At 46.4% G+C, this 14242-nt stretch carries 14 protein-coding genes and 1 pseudogene; 13 read left to right on the top strand and 2 right to left on the bottom strand.

Annotated elements, in window-relative coordinates:
* Window positions 1–109: pseudogene (locus tag G9F75_RS10220) on the top strand (7-cyano-7-deazaguanine reductase); the annotation flags it as partial.
* A 349-nt stretch (window positions 110–458) separates the two neighbouring features.
* Entirely contained in the window at window positions 459–734 is a 276-nt protein-coding gene (locus G9F75_RS10215) for a DUF3219 family protein (protein WP_014417589.1), read from the top strand.
* A 72-nt stretch (window positions 735–806) separates the two neighbouring features.
* On the opposite strand, the gene G9F75_RS10210 is transcribed toward G9F75_RS10215, so the two are convergent.
* The gene (locus G9F75_RS10210; RefSeq protein ID WP_003154669.1) at window positions 807–992 is read right to left on the bottom strand and encodes a YkvS family protein; all 186 of its coding nucleotides are present in this window, start codon (window positions 990–992) and stop codon (window positions 807–809) included.
* 163 nt (window positions 993–1155) lie between these two features.
* Between G9F75_RS10210 and G9F75_RS10205 the strand changes: the two genes are divergently transcribed.
* The 6 genes from G9F75_RS10205 (at window position 1156) to G9F75_RS10180 (ending at window position 7625) form a co-directional block, all read left to right on the top strand.
* Window positions 1156–1350 (top strand): hypothetical protein, encoded by a 195-nt coding sequence (locus G9F75_RS10205; RefSeq protein ID WP_014304905.1) that lies wholly within the window; start codon window positions 1156–1158, stop codon window positions 1348–1350.
* Window positions 1351–1625: 275 nt separating this feature from the next.
* Entirely contained in the window at window positions 1626–2249 is a 624-nt protein-coding gene (locus G9F75_RS10200) for a cell wall hydrolase (RefSeq protein ID WP_014417591.1), read from the top strand.
* 115 nt (window positions 2250–2364) lie between these two features.
* The gene (locus G9F75_RS10195) at window positions 2365–3705 is read left to right on the top strand and encodes a polysaccharide biosynthesis protein (RefSeq protein WP_003154663.1); all 1341 of its coding nucleotides are present in this window, start codon (window positions 2365–2367) and stop codon (window positions 3703–3705) included.
* 62 nt (window positions 3706–3767) lie between these two features.
* Entirely contained in the window at window positions 3768–4262 is a 495-nt protein-coding gene (gene stoA / locus G9F75_RS10190; protein WP_017417663.1) for an endospore biogenesis thiol-disulfide oxidoreductase StoA, read from the top strand.
* A gap of 242 nt (window positions 4263–4504) precedes the next feature.
* Window positions 4505–6418, top strand: a complete 1914-nt coding sequence (locus G9F75_RS10185; protein WP_017417664.1) for a heavy metal translocating P-type ATPase — start codon at window positions 4505–4507, stop codon at window positions 6416–6418.
* Between the two features lie 112 nt (window positions 6419–6530).
* Window positions 6531–7625, top strand: a complete 1095-nt coding sequence (locus G9F75_RS10180; protein WP_014417594.1) for a M24 family metallopeptidase — start codon at window positions 6531–6533, stop codon at window positions 7623–7625.
* 57 nt (window positions 7626–7682) lie between these two features.
* Here G9F75_RS10180 and G9F75_RS20085 read toward each other — a convergent pair whose 3' ends face one another.
* Window positions 7683–7808 (bottom strand): hypothetical protein, encoded by a 126-nt coding sequence (locus G9F75_RS20085; protein ID WP_014721086.1) that lies wholly within the window; start codon window positions 7806–7808, stop codon window positions 7683–7685.
* Between the two features lie 99 nt (window positions 7809–7907).
* Here G9F75_RS20085 and G9F75_RS10175 point away from each other — a divergent pair, with 99 nt between their 5' ends.
* The 5 genes from G9F75_RS10175 to ptsP all read left to right on the top strand — a co-directional run bounded on the left by G9F75_RS10175 (window position 7908) and on the right by ptsP (window position 14195).
* On the top strand, window positions 7908–8873 hold the full coding sequence (locus tag G9F75_RS10175; RefSeq protein ID WP_021493767.1) for a LacI family DNA-binding transcriptional regulator: 966 nt from the start codon (window positions 7908–7910) through the stop codon (window positions 8871–8873).
* 50 nt (window positions 8874–8923) lie between these two features.
* Window positions 8924–9790, top strand: coding sequence for a glucose PTS transporter transcription antiterminator GlcT (glcT, locus tag G9F75_RS10170; protein ID WP_012117426.1), 867 nt, complete (start codon window positions 8924–8926; stop codon window positions 9788–9790).
* A gap of 230 nt (window positions 9791–10020) precedes the next feature.
* Window positions 10021–12117, top strand: a complete 2097-nt coding sequence (ptsG, locus tag G9F75_RS10165; protein WP_071181735.1) for a glucose-specific PTS transporter subunit IIBC — start codon at window positions 10021–10023, stop codon at window positions 12115–12117.
* Window positions 12118–12213: 96 nt separating this feature from the next.
* Entirely contained in the window at window positions 12214–12480 is a 267-nt protein-coding gene (locus tag G9F75_RS10160) for a phosphocarrier protein HPr (RefSeq protein WP_003154654.1), read from the top strand.
* A complete protein-coding gene (ptsP, locus tag G9F75_RS10155) occupies window positions 12480–14195 on the top strand; it encodes a phosphoenolpyruvate--protein phosphotransferase (RefSeq protein WP_029973671.1) in 1716 nt (571 codons plus the stop codon). The genes G9F75_RS10160 and ptsP overlap by 1 nt, the downstream gene beginning before the upstream one ends.
* Window positions 14196–14242: the final 47 nt, after the last annotated feature.

The following is a 14242-nucleotide window of genomic DNA, read 5'->3' as shown; positions in this document are numbered from 1 at the left end:
CATTGACCCGTATACAAACTACGGCAGACCGGGAACAAAATATGAAAAAATGGCCGAACATCGGATGAAGAATCATGATATGTACCCGGAGACGATTAACAACCGTTAATTTTCAGAAGGAGTACGGTCTCGGAATATAACCTAAATACCCCCGCCTTTTAAGCGGGGGTATTTTTCGTCTGTGCCACGCCGCCAAAAAGGTGCATGATATTTGCACAGAACTTCTATAAGGAAAAGAGAGATCATTTGGAGAAAAGAAAAAGACGAGTAAACCCGGGGGGAGTGTACTCGCCGCTTCAATACGTGACGGGTGCTGGATGGCAGCTCGTCTGTTTTATTATAAAATAGGGAACGTATGTTTGTAAAGACCTGCGCTGTTTTTTCTCATTCGGAGCGGATCGATTGTAAAGGAATGGTCAGCATGATAGCATGTCCTGTAAAAAGAAGGAGTGTTCGTTATGGAGCCGTTAGAGTTAAACGGTGTAAGGCTGAAAATGTATGATTGTAAAGAAAGTGCGGGCAAAAACGGCCGCATGATTTCATTTGTATTGAAGGTGACCTCTGAAACGTATCATGATATTGCCGTCCTTTTGTATGAAAAAACATTTGACATCAAGGCGCCCGAGCGCGGGCTTGAATTCCGCGGTAAAATAACCAACTACTATACATCCGTCACAAATCTTTACAATAAAGATGAGACCGGTGATTTTTATGTAGAAATGACCGAGATCTGAATTCATTTGAAAAAGCTGCCGGGCGGCAGCTTTTGTGCGGGATATGTAAATGGTTCGGATGTTCGGGGGGGTTTAATAGGAGTCTCTGATGATTTTATAATTCTTATGGTTGACGACAGTGAGGGAATCTAATTCAAGGTCACGATAATTATCCATGATGGTTACATCAACGATGACGGAGTTTTCATTTACTTTTTCAACAATACCGGTTAATCCGTTTTTAAATTCAATGACGTTTCCAACCTTAGCAATTTTCACGAGCTTCCTCTCCTTTATCATAAATCCTGTTTGAAAATATTTTGCAGTATTTTCTTTAAGAAGTAAAGCGATATGGGTATCAGCCCGCTCAATCATTGTCCCGGCGGGGGAAAGATGGTATATTGTTTTTCGGGAAAAAGCCGAGAAAAGGAGGCTGTATTCGTTGCTGCCTGAGGAAATTTCAGAACGTATCAACCAAATGCGCACCGGTGAAATCAAAGAATTCAGGGTGCAGAAAGAACATTTTCTTGCATTTCGAGCGGTTTTGTCGAAGCAGGAAGATTTTAAGCATTTCCGCGGTATTGCCCAGCAGGGCGGAGATGTTATATTTCAGTATTTAGAACAGCCAAGAAGCTGACGGCTCCTCGCACTTGAGGAGTCTTTTTTTTGTTTTTTAGTTTCTCATTTCATCTGGCTGTAACAGATGTAAACAAAATGTAAAATCCCTCCGATGGATACTTTTACTGCTATTTGGTTAATGTTGTGAAAATGACGGCTGTTTTCCTGCCAATAACAAGGCTGTTAACGAACTTCTTCCATCATAAAAGCTGATTGGGAGCACTGGAAAATCTTTAACCGTGAATTTGCGCACAGCTCTTGTTAAGGTAGTGAAGTATTTAAGGAGGAAATCGTATGACGACAAAATTTGCTGCCTTGGCTGTCTTTTTTCTATGTTTTATGCCTGCATCAAAAATTGAACATACAGAAGCTCTGTTTACTTTTGCGAAGAAGCCAAAGCAAGAACCCAGCACACTGGTTGCTGATTTAAATAAAAAAAGCTCGGTTCCGAAGCTTTCAAAAACGGATCATAAGCATTCTATCCAACCGATAAAGCTGTCATCTCACCAAGAGAAGAAAGCCAAACCGGAAGAGACGGCTTATCAGCCGCCGAAAAAAACGTATTCCCGCGCTGACAGACAACTTCTGGCACGTCTCGTTCACGCAGAAGCGAAAGGTGAATCTTATAAAGGGAAGGTTGCGGTAGCCAGCGTAGTGCTGAACCGCACTGAAAAAAACGGCTTCCCGGATACCATTCGGGGTGTGATCTATCAAAGGAATGCATTTGAACCGGTAGCAAACGGAAGCATTAATCAAAAGCCGGATAAGGATTCCGTCGCCGCCGCAAATGAGGCGCTTGACCATCCGGGCAGAGAAACGAACGCGTTGTTTTTCTACAATCCGAAAACGGCATCTGACCACTGGATCCGTTCCCGAAAAATTATCGAACGGATCGGCAGACACGTATTTGCGATGTAAGCATAGCGGGATCAAAAATATCCCGGCTATGCTTTTTTCAATTTTGAGAAATCGAAAATATTTTCAGAACTTGTCTCATATGATGATGGAAGAACGAGAGACAAGGAGAGACACCATGAATCGATTTGTGAAAGGGATCATTCTTTTATCCATCGCCGCCTTTTTCGCGGAATGTCTGGAATTTGTCGTGAATATGATACTGGCGCGGGAGCTTGGCGAGCATGGGATGGGGCTTTACATGAGCATTCTGCCCACCATTTTTTTAATTATCGTGATCGCCAGTCTGGAGCTTCCGATCTCTATTTCAAAATTCATCGCGGAATCCAATCAGAAGCTGCATGAAAGCATGCTCCGGCATGCCTTCAGAATGACCGCCGTTTTTACCGCGTTTTCAACCGCGGCCGCAAGCATCGCGCTGCCGTTCATTCCTGTATTTGATACGTATCACCCGTTTATTAAAGGGATTGTCATCGGGCTGATTCCAGTCGTCGCTTTTACATCCATCGCCAGAGGTTATTTTATGGGTGTGCAGCAAATGGGAAAAATCGCGGTTGCGAATGTCTTGAAAAAAATCATTCAAGTGCTTTGTCTGTTTATCTTTTTTCAATGGTACTCTTTTGAAATTGATATGGCCGTGCTCATTTCGTTATTTGTGCTGGTCGCAAGCGATGTTGTGGTGTTCGTTTACTTGTATACGCAGTTTATTTTGGCGCGGAGGGCGCTTTCCGGCCATCAGCACATTCATCTTCGCGGGAAAGACGTGCGGAAACGCCTCCTGGCCGTATCCATCCCGACAACGGGACTTCGTATATTTCATGCGGTGACAAACGCCATTGAACCCTTTTTAGTGAAAGGAGCGCTGCTGGCGTCCGGGGCAGCCGGGACAGCCGCGATTGATCAATACGGCATGCTTGCCGGTGTAGCGATGACAATCGGTTCGTTTCCCGCATTTATCGCCCATTCGCTGATGGTCGTCATGATTCCCAGCATTTCAGAAGCGTATGCGCTGTCCCAATATGATATTGTGCTGAAACGGCTGAGACAAGCGATTTTTATTACATTCGGCTACGGCATTCCGGCAGTCTGGGTCATGTTTCAGTTCGCGGGCCCGCTGACCCATTTGTTTTTTCAGTCTCCGGAAGCGCAGTATTATTTGCAGCTTTTGTGGCCGTTTTTTCTTTTTCACCTGTTTGTGATGCCGCTTCAGGCCTGTCTGATCGGCATCGGCCACGTGAAAACGGCGTTTTATCATAACGTATGGAGCAGCATTGTAGGGCTTTCGATGATGTATGTGCTCGGTTCTATGCCGGAATTGCAAATGCTCGGCATTATACTCGGCATGAATACCGGCATGATTCTTCTGACAAGTTTACATTACGCGACGATCTGCAAAGACCTCGGTGTCTCCGTGTTTTTGACGGGCGGCGGAAGAACAGCGCCCCGGATCGAAAGCTGAAAAGGCTGATACATTTCAATAAGGAAGGGCAAGCTATCCGAAACGCGTGAAAGGAAGATCATATGCATAAAAACCGCCTAATTGTATGTGCAGTCCTTTTGATAGCTGCCGCCGTCTGGATGCCTGAAGCAAACGCCTCATCAGAAAAACAGGCAGTTCCCGCCGTGTTTCTGATGAAGACGATTGAAGGAGACGAGATATCGATTCCGAATAAAGGGCAGAAAACGATATTGCATTTTTGGACATCGTGGTGTCCGCCGTGCAAAAAAGAACTGCCGCAGTTCCAAACGTATTATGAACAGCATCAGTCCGATGATGTAAGCCTTGTAACGGTAAATCTGATGAATGCCGAGCGAAACAAAAATACCGTTCAAAACTTTGTCAGTCAGCACCATCTCACTTTCCCGATTGTTCTTGACACGAAAGGCGAGCTTATGAAGGAATACGATGTCATGACGATTCCCACGTCATTTCTGCTGAATGAAAAAGGAGAAATCGAAAAAAAGATCGTCGGTCCGATGACCGCCTCACAATTAAAAGAATGGTCAGAGAAATAAAAAGGTGCGGGAGGAATTCCTCCCGCACCTTTTTTGCATATAATGAACAGCTGAAGAAACACTAATGATAATTATTATCAAAAAGAAATTAAAACAATTACAATTGAAATCTTCCGCCGGCATGCTATAATAAAGAAAACACTGCGATAACACTGTGAAAATGCTGCCTGTCAGGCGGCTGTTTTGCTTTTATCGGGGAATTGAAGATGATTTGCGTTCTCAATTAGAGAGGAGAATTCATAATGAATGAACAAGTGATGACACAAACCCATTCACAACAGCACATACAAGAAGAGCGGGCCGGAAAAAAGTGGCTCCAGCATGCAGAACTCATTGCGGCGCTCGTATCCGGCGTCCTTATTCTTGCGGCCTGGTTTTTTACCGAAACAAAAGGCCTGTCCGTCACTTTGTATATCCTTGCCTTCCTGATCGGGGGATTTGCAAAAGCGAAAGAGGGAATTGAGGATACCATTGAGACGAAGGCGTTAAATGTGGAACTGCTGATGATTTTTGCGGCTGTCGGCTCCGCCCTGATCGGTTATTGGGCGGAAGGTGCTGTTCTTATCTTTATTTTTTCGTTAAGCGGCGCGCTTGAAACATATACGATGAATAAAAGCAGCCGTGATTTAACCTCTTTGATGAAACTGGAACCGGAGGAAGCGACTCTGCTTGCGGACGGACGGGAAAAGCGGGTGCCGGCTGCTGAACTTAAGATCGGTGACATGATCGTCATTAAGCCGGGCGAACGCGTAGCAGCAGACGGGATCATTGAGTCTGGCGTGACGAGCCTCGATGAATCGGCGCTTACGGGTGAAGCGATGCCGGCGGAAAAAACAGCCGGAGATTCTGTGTTTACAGGAACGGTAAACGGAAACGGCTCCTTAACGGTCCGTGTGACGAAAACAAATGAACAGTCTTTATTCAGAAAAATCATCCGGCTGGTGGAATCAGCCCAAAACAGCGTGTCACCGGCTCAGGCATTTATTGAGCGGTTCGAAAGTGTCTATGTCAAAGGCGTGCTGTTAGCCGTGGCTTTGCTTTTATTCGTTCCTCATTTCGCTTTAGGCTGGAGCTGGAGTGAAACCTTTTACCGGGCGATGGTGTTTATGGTGGTCGCCTCCCCGTGCGCGCTTGTCGCTTCTATTATGCCCGCTGCGCTTTCCCTTATCTCAAATGGGGCCCGCAACGGATTATTGGTTAAAGGAAGTGTGTTTTTAGAGCAGCTGGGAAGCGTACGGATGATCGCTTTTGACAAAACCGGCACGGTCACTAAGGGACAGCCGGCAGTCGCGGCATTTCAAGCTGCGGAAAATGTGAGTGAAGATGAGATCATGCAGGCGGTGTATGGGATAGAAAAGCAATCAAGCCACCCGCTTGCAAAAGCGATAGCTGAATTTGCCGAAAGCCGGGGCGCCGCGCCCGCAGGACATCTATCGATTGACGAGACGTCCGGATTCGGTGTTCAGGCTGAAATAGAAGGCGTCAAATGGATGGTCGGAAAAGCGGGATTTGCAGGTGAAGATGCGGCAGATGCTTTTTTGCAGACATCGGGAAAAGAATTAAAGGATAAAGGCTTTACACTGGTCTTTGTCAAGAAAGATGACCGGATTGCGGGCTGCTTTGCCTTAAAGGATCAAATCCGACCTGAAGCGAAAGCCGTGATGGCTGAGCTTGAATCACTGGGCATTCAAACAGCCATGCTCACCGGCGATCAGTCTGAAACTGCGGCTGCCATTGCAAAAGAGGCGGGCATGACGACGGTTGTTGCCGATTGTCTGCCGGACCAAAAGGCAAAAGAAGTGAAGAAGCTGAAAGAAACGTACGGCACAATCGCCATGGTGGGGGACGGCATTAATGACGCGCCCGCTCTGAAAACCGCTGACGTCGGTATTGCGATGGGCGGGGGAACGGACGTGGCTCTTGAAACGGCTGACTTAGTCCTTATGAAAAATGATCTTCACAAGCTTGTGAAAATGTGCAGACTCTCAAGGAAAATGAACCGGATTATTAAGCAGAATATTGTTTTCTCGCTCTCGGTCATCTGCCTTTTGATCTGCGCTAACTTTCTGCAGGTGATGGAACTGCCGTTTGGCGTGATCGGGCATGAGGGGAGCACGATTCTGGTCATACTGAACGGACTGAGATTATTAAAATAAACATGACAGCCGCACACGGGCGGCTGTTTTTTTAATGTTCGTTCACAGCATAAACGCCGGAAAACTGATAGAATGAATAAAGAGTCACTTTGGTAAGGAGGAAAAGCAAAAAATGAACAGATTAAAACGTGTTTCATCTTGGCTGAAAAAAGAAGGACATGATGCGGCGTTTATACATACAAAGGAAAACGTATTTTATTTAACTGATTTTTACACGGATCCGCATGAGCGGTTAATGGGATTGTTCCTGTTTCAGGAACAGGAGCCGTTTTTCGTTTGTCCGGGAATGGAAGCCGGACAAGCCCGAAGCGCCGGGTGGGAGCATGGTATTATCGGCTACGGCGATCACGAAGATCCGTGGGAGCTGATCAAAGCCGAGCTCACAAAACGAAATGTGCGGCTTGATTCCATCGCGGTTGAAAAGGATTCGATCTCTCTTTCCCGCTCAGAACAGCTCAAACAAGCTTCAGGGGGCGCGGCATTTGTTTCGGCAGAAGAAACGCTCAACCAATTCCGTCTCGTAAAAGATGAGAAGGAAATCAGCATTCTCAGGGAAGCGGCAAAACTCGCGGATTACGGAGTTGAAGTCGGTGTCGCGGCGCTTAAAGAGGGTGTGAGTGAAACCGAAGTACTCGCGCAGATTGAGTTTGAGCTGAAGAAAAAAGGCGTGCAGGGCATGTCATTTTCAACGATGGTGCTGTTCGGGGAAAAATCAGGCCAGCCCCATGGAAATCCGGGTGCAGACCGGTTGAAAAAAGGCGATTTCGTTCTGTTTGATCTGGGCGTTATTCTTGACGGCTACTGTTCAGACATTACGAGAACATTCGCATACCAATCAATCAGCCCGAAACAGGAAGAGATTTACGAAACGGTGCTTAAAGCTGAACAGGCGGCGCTTCAATTAAGCAAACCCGGCGTCAGAATCGGCGATCTTGATTTAAAAGCCCGCGGCATTATTGAAAAAGCCGGATACGGAGACTATTTCCCGCACCGCCTCGGCCACGGACTCGGGATTTCGGTTCACGAATATCCATCAATGAGCAGCGCGAACGACACACTCCTCAAAGAAGGCATGGTCTACACGATAGAACCGGGGATTTACGTGCCGGATGTCGGCGGCGTGCGCATTGAAGACGATGTGTTCGTCACAAAAGACGGCGCCGAAGCATTAACGCAGTATCCGAAAGAATTAACGATTCTGAAATAGAAAGCTTTGTGATAAAAAAGGACGGTTCTGGAACGCAGCGTCCTTTTTTATCACCTTTTAAATGAAAAAATCATCAAAATGCTGAAATGGTTTGATGTCATGCTTTTCATTCAGGGGCCGCATGGCAAGGTAACTGCCGCCGACTATGGCCAGACACAAACCGATTAAGCAAAGAATCCCCATCGCTGTTCTTCTCCTTTCAAACGAATAGGCTGTATCTGTTTCTAGCTTACTGTATGAAACGCATTCCAGATCAAGGGAAAAAAAGAAAGGGGGGACGCCATGGCTACGATCAGAGACATTGCCGGCGCTGCCGGGGTTTCCGTTACAACGGTATCAAGAGTGTTAAACGATCATCCTTATGTAAGTAAGGACAAAAGAGAAAGAGTGAAAAAAGCGATGCAATCGCTCGGATATACGCGCAACATTCATGCTGTGCATTTATCCAAAGGTTTTTCCGATATGATCGGCGTTGTGCTTCCGTCGGTGAATCTTCCGTATTTTGCAGACCTTGTTGCAGGTATTGCCGAGGCTGCCGAAACGTCAGGCGTGCATCTTTCTTTATACCAGACAGATTATCAGCAGCAAAAAGAACGTTTTGCCTTATCACAATTACAGGAGCGCCAAGTGGACGGCCTGATTATCTGCTCCAAAGCAATTCCTGATGAGCATCTGCTTACCGTGAAAGAACCGCTCATCCTCTGCCAGTACACTGATGCGGCAGGGCTTTCCTCCATCAGTAATCCGCATCGGGAAGCATTTCGGCACGGTCTGGATTATCTGATAGAAAAGGGACACCGGAAAATAGCGATCAGCCTGGCCAGAAAAAAGGGAAAAAACAGTCAAGTACGCATTGCCGCATACAAAGAGGCGCTGAAGAAGATCGGGCAGCCTTACAGGGAAGAGCTGGTTGTGGAAAAGGCGCTGACGCTGCTTGACGGGAAAGCCCTTTTTCATAGATGGAAGAGCTGGGATGACAAACCGACTGCGCTGTTTGCGGCGAATGATCAAGTATCCGCAGGTCTTTACCTTGAAGCCAAGGCAAACGGGACACGCATCCCGGAAGAGCTTGCGATTTTGAGCATCGACAATCATGATATCAGCAAGATGTTAGGTATTTCCACAATAGATATACAAACAAAAGAAATGGGAAAGCAGGCTTTTCACATGCTTGAGAACCGGATCAGCGGCGGGCCTCCGGCAAGGAAAGTTCTTGATTACCGACTTATTGAACGATCAACCGTCTAAAAAAAGAATTGACGCGCTTTCCGTTCGTTTTGTACGATATGAGGTATTGAATGACAAAGGAGCTGAGGATCATGAAGGGGTCCTTTACAGTTGAAAAGGTATTAAATAACAATGTGCTCATCGCAACACATGATAGATACAGTGAGGTCGTCTTAATCGGAAAAGGGATCGGCTTTGGAAAAAAACAAGCGGATGTCATTGAAGATAAAGGGTATGACAAGATGTTCATCTTAAAGGATGAAAAAGAACAAAAACAATTTAAAAAGCTCCTCGGTTATGTGGACGAGACACTTGTCGACATCTCCAATGACGTCATTTATCATATCAAGAAGCGGACAAGCCAACCGTTAAATGAGCATATCCATATTGCGCTGACTGACCATATCGCCTTTGCGGTAAAGCGGCTGCAGCAGGGCTTTGACATTAAAAACCCGTTTCTTATGGAAACCGAAACGCTTTATCCGGAAGAATTCCAAATTGCCCGTGAAGTCGTCGGCATGATTAATGAAAAGACGGGAATCTGCCTTCCGGAAGGAGAGATCGGCTTTATCGCTCTGCATATCCATTCCGCCCTGACGAATCGGCCCCTTTCAGAGGTCAATCAGCATTCACAGCTGATGTCCCGGCTCGTTCAGGTGATAGAGGAATCTTTCCAGATGAAAGTGAATAAAGAAAGCGTCCACTATTTGCGGCTGATCCGGCATATCAGATTTACCATAGACAGGATTAATCGGGAAGAGCAGACAAAAGAACCAGAAAAGTTAATGTTATTATTGAAAAATGAATACCCGCTATGCTACAATACTGCTTGGAAACTGATAAAAATCTTGCAGCAAATACTGAAAAAACCAGTTCATGAGGCGGAAGCGGTTTATCTCACGCTTCATTTGTACCGATTAACCAATAAAATTTCATAATTTCAGTTGAAACCTTAAAAACGTGTCACTGATTCGATCAGGCATGAGTGATTGAGGGTAAAAAACGGGAAGAACGATCCCGTTATTTTGCACACCCTTTTTACTCATGCCTTTTTTGTTGTGTAAAAGGGCAAATGTAAACGGTTAAACTGAAGACTTGCGCCAGTGAATTCGTTGTCATGAATTTTCGCTGTAAGGTCACACTAGCTAACAGAGGAGGTACATCTTTTATGTTTAAAGCATTATTCGGCGTTCTCCAGAAAATCGGCCGTGCTCTTATGCTTCCGGTTGCGATTTTACCGGCTGCGGGGATCTTGCTTGCGTTAGGGAATGCCATGCAGAACAAAGATATGATTCAAGTCATGCATTTCTTAAGCAATGATAACGTTCAGCTTGTGGCGAACGTCATGGAAAGCGCCGGCCAAATCGTATTTGACAACCTGCCGCTTCTTTTTGCAGTAGGGGTTGCGATCGGTCTTGCCAACGGAGACGGTGTTGCCGGAATCGCGGCTATTATCGGATACTTGGTCATGAACGTATCCATGAGCGCCGTGCTTATGGCAAACGGCAGTATTCCGTCTGACAAAATTGAACGGGCAAAGTTTTTTGCGGAAAACCATCCGGCCTATATTAACATGCTGGGGATACCCACTTTGGCGACGGGCGTGTTCGGCGGTATTATCGTCGGGGTTCTGGCCGCGTTATTGTTCAACAAGTTTTATAAAATTGAACTTCCGCAGTACCTCGGATTCTTTGCGGGTAAGCGGTTCGTCCCGATTATCACATCAATTTCCGCATTAATTCTCGGTCTTATTATGTTAGTGATCTGGCCTCCGATCCAGCACGGTCTGAATTCCTTCTCCACGGGTCTTGTGGAAGCGAATCCAACCTTGGCGGCCTTTATTTTCGGGATGATTGAGCGGTCATTGATTCCGTTCGGTCTTCATCACATTTTCTACTCGCCGTTCTGGTATGAATTTTTCAGCTATAAAGATGCCGCCGGAGACATCATCCGCGGAGATCAGCGGATTTTCATGGCTCAGATCAAAGACGGCGTGCAGCTGACGGCGGGAACATTTATGACGGGGAAATATCCGTTTATGATGTTCGGTCTTCCGGCGGCAGCACTTGCAATCTATCATGAAGCGAAGCCTGAAAAGAAAAAACTTGTAGCCGGAATCATGGGTTCTGCCGCTCTGACAAGTTTCTTAACGGGAATTACCGAGCCGCTTGAATTCTCATTCTTGTTTGTGGCTCCTATCCTGTTTGCGATTCACTGCGTTTTCGCGGGGCTTTCCTTTATGGTCATGCAGCTGCTGCATGTAAAAATCGGTATGACCTTCTCAGGCGGTCTGATTGACTACTTCCTGTTCGGAATTCTGCCTAACCGGACGGCTTGGTGGCTTGTCATTCCGGTCGGCTTAGGATTAGCCGTCATTTACTACTTCGGTTTCCGGTTTGCGATCAGAAAGTTCAATCTGAAAACGCCGGGCCGTGAAGAAGAGGCTGCGGATGAAGGTGCGGGCGCCTCAGGCGAAGCCGGCGACCTTCCTTATGAAATCCTGCAGGCAATGGGTGATCAGGAAAACATTAAGCACCTTGACGCTTGTATCACGAGGCTCCGCGTTACGGTCAACGACCAGAAGAAAGTGGATAAGGCCCGTCTGAAACAGCTTGGCGCCTCAGGCGTTCTTGAAGTCGGAAACAACATTCAGGCCATTTTCGGCCCGCGTTCTGACGGTTTAAAAACACAGATGCAGGATATTATCGCCGGACGCACGCCGCGCCCTGAACCGAAAGTATCCGCGCAAGAAGAAGTCAGCCAGCAGGTTGAAGAGGTTATCGCAGATCCGCTCCGAAACGAGCAGGGTGAAGAAGTGTTCGCTTCTCCGATCACCGGCGAAATCCATCCGATTACCGATGTGCCTGACCAGGTGTTCTCAGGAAAAATGATGGGTGACGGTTTTGCGATTCTTCCTGAAGAAGGAATCGTCGTATCGCCTGTCCGCGGAAAAGTGCTGAATGTTTTCCCGACAAAACATGCGATCGGCCTTCAGTCTGACGGCGGAAGAGAGATCCTCATTCATTTCGGAATCGACACAGTCAGCCTGAAAGGTGAAGGATTCACTTCGTGTGTTTCTGAGGGTGACCGGGTTGAACCGGGGCAAAAACTGCTTGAAGTTGATCTTGAAGCGGTTAAACCTCATGTTCCTTCATTAATGACACCGATTGTCTTTACAAATCTTGCCGAGGGTGAAGCGATTTCCCTTTCGGCCGAAGGTACCGTAAAACGGGAACAAAAAGATATTGTGAAAATCGGAAAATAAGCATATAAATACGCCGTGCTTGTCAGATGACAAGTACGGCTGTATGATATAATATTGTGTAGTAAAATAGCTTTAATTTAAAGGAGAATGATAATCATGGCACAAAAAACATTTAAAGTAACAGCAGATTCCGGAATCCACGCTCGTCCTGCGACAGTTCTTGTACAGACTGCAAGCAAATACGATGCTGACGTAAACTTAGAATATAACGGCAAAACAGTAAACCTTAAGTCAATCATGGGCGTTATGTCTCTAGGTATCGCTAAAGGCGCTGAAATCACAATTTCCGCTTCAGGCGCTGACGAAAACGATGCTCTTAACGCTTTAGAAGAAACAATGAAAAGCGAAGGACTCGGCGAGTAATGCAAGAATTAAAAGGAATAGGCGCTTCAGCCGGAATTGCGATTGCGAAAGCATACCGGCTTGAAGAGCCGGACTTAACGGTTGAAAAGAAAAACATTGCTGATGCTGCGGCTGAAGTAAGCCGTTTTGATGAAGCGATTGTACGTTCTAAAGAAGAGCTTGAAAAAATTAAAGAGCATGCTTTAAAAGAACTGGGACAAGACAAAGCTGACATTTTCTCCGCGCACCTTTTAGTTCTGAGTGATCCTGAGCTGTTGAACCCGGTAAAGGAGAAAATCAGCACAGATTCAGTCAATGCTGAATTCGCTCTGAAAGAAACAGCTTCCATGTTCGTTACTATGTTTGAATCAATGGATAACGAGTACATGAAAGAGCGTGCGGCGGATATCCGTGACGTAACAAAACGTGTGACGGGGCACCTGCTGGGCGTGGAAATTCCGAACCCGAGCATGATCTCAGAAGAGGTTGTTATCGTGGCTGAAGATTTGACACCGTCTGATACGGCGCAATTAAACCGCCAGTTTGTAAAAGGTTTTACAACTGATATCGGCGGACGCACTTCACACTCCGCGATCATGGCCCGTTCGCTTGAAATTCCGGCTGTTGTCGGCACAAAAGCGGCTACAGGGACAATTGAAAACGGTGTTACGGTAATCGTAGACGGCATCGATGGTGATGTGATCATCGATCCTTCCCGTGAAACGTTAAAGAAATATGAAGAAAAGCACAGTGCTTACCTGGCGCAAAAAGCTGAGTGGGCGAAGCTCGTCAATGAACCGACTGTTTCTAAAGACGGCCATCATGTAGAGCTTGCCGCAAATATCGGCACACCTGACGATGTAAAAGGCGTTCTTGAAAACGGAGGAGAAGCTGTAGGGCTTTACCGTACGGAATTCCTTTACATGGGACGCGACCAGCTTCCGACGGAAGACGAGCAGTTTGACGCTTATAAAACGGTTCTTGAGCGTATGGAAGGAAAATCAGTTGTCGTGCGGACATTGGATATCGGCGGCGACAAAGAGCTTCCATACCTGCAGCTCCCTAAAGAAATGAACCCGTTCTTAGGCTACAGAGCCATCCGCCTTTGCCTTGAAGAGCAAGAAATCTTCAGAACTCAGCTTCGTGCGCTGCTTCGTGCAAGTACATACGGAAACTTAAAAATCATGTTCCCGATGATTGCGACAGTAAACGAGTTTAAACAGGCGAAAGCGATTCTTCTCGAAGAAAAAGAAAAACTCGTTGAAGCCGGCGTAGCGGTTTCTGACGATATTGAAGTCGGTATGATGGTAGAGATTCCGTCTACAGCCGTTATCGCAGATCAGTTTGCCACAGAAGTTGACTTCTTCAGTATCGGAACAAATGACTTGATCCAATACACGATGGCTGCTGACCGCATGAACGAGCGCGTAGCTTATCTGTATCAGCCATACAATCCGGCGATCCTTCGTCTGGTCACCCTTGTTATTGAAGCCGCTCACAAAGAGGGCAAATGGGTCGGCATGTGCGGAGAAATGGCGGGAGACGAAATTGCGATTCCGATTCTTCTCGGCTTAGGCTTAGATGAGTTCTCAATGAGCGCTACATCCATCCTTCCGGCAAGAACGCAGATCAGCAAGCTTTCTAAAAAAGAAGCTGAATCATTCAAAGAAACAATCTTGTCTATGAGCACGACAGAAGAGGTTGTCGCATTCGTTAAAGAAACATTCAATAAGTAATACAAAAGCCAGACGGTGTAAGCCGTCTGGTTTTTTTCATATTCGGA

This window comes from Bacillus sp. EKM208B, from assembly GCF_011800725.1.
Classification (GTDB): domain Bacteria; phylum Bacillota; class Bacilli; order Bacillales; family Bacillaceae; genus Bacillus; species Bacillus velezensis.
The sequence above is the reverse complement of the archived record's forward strand: the minus strand, read 5'-3'. Positions and strand labels throughout refer to the sequence as shown.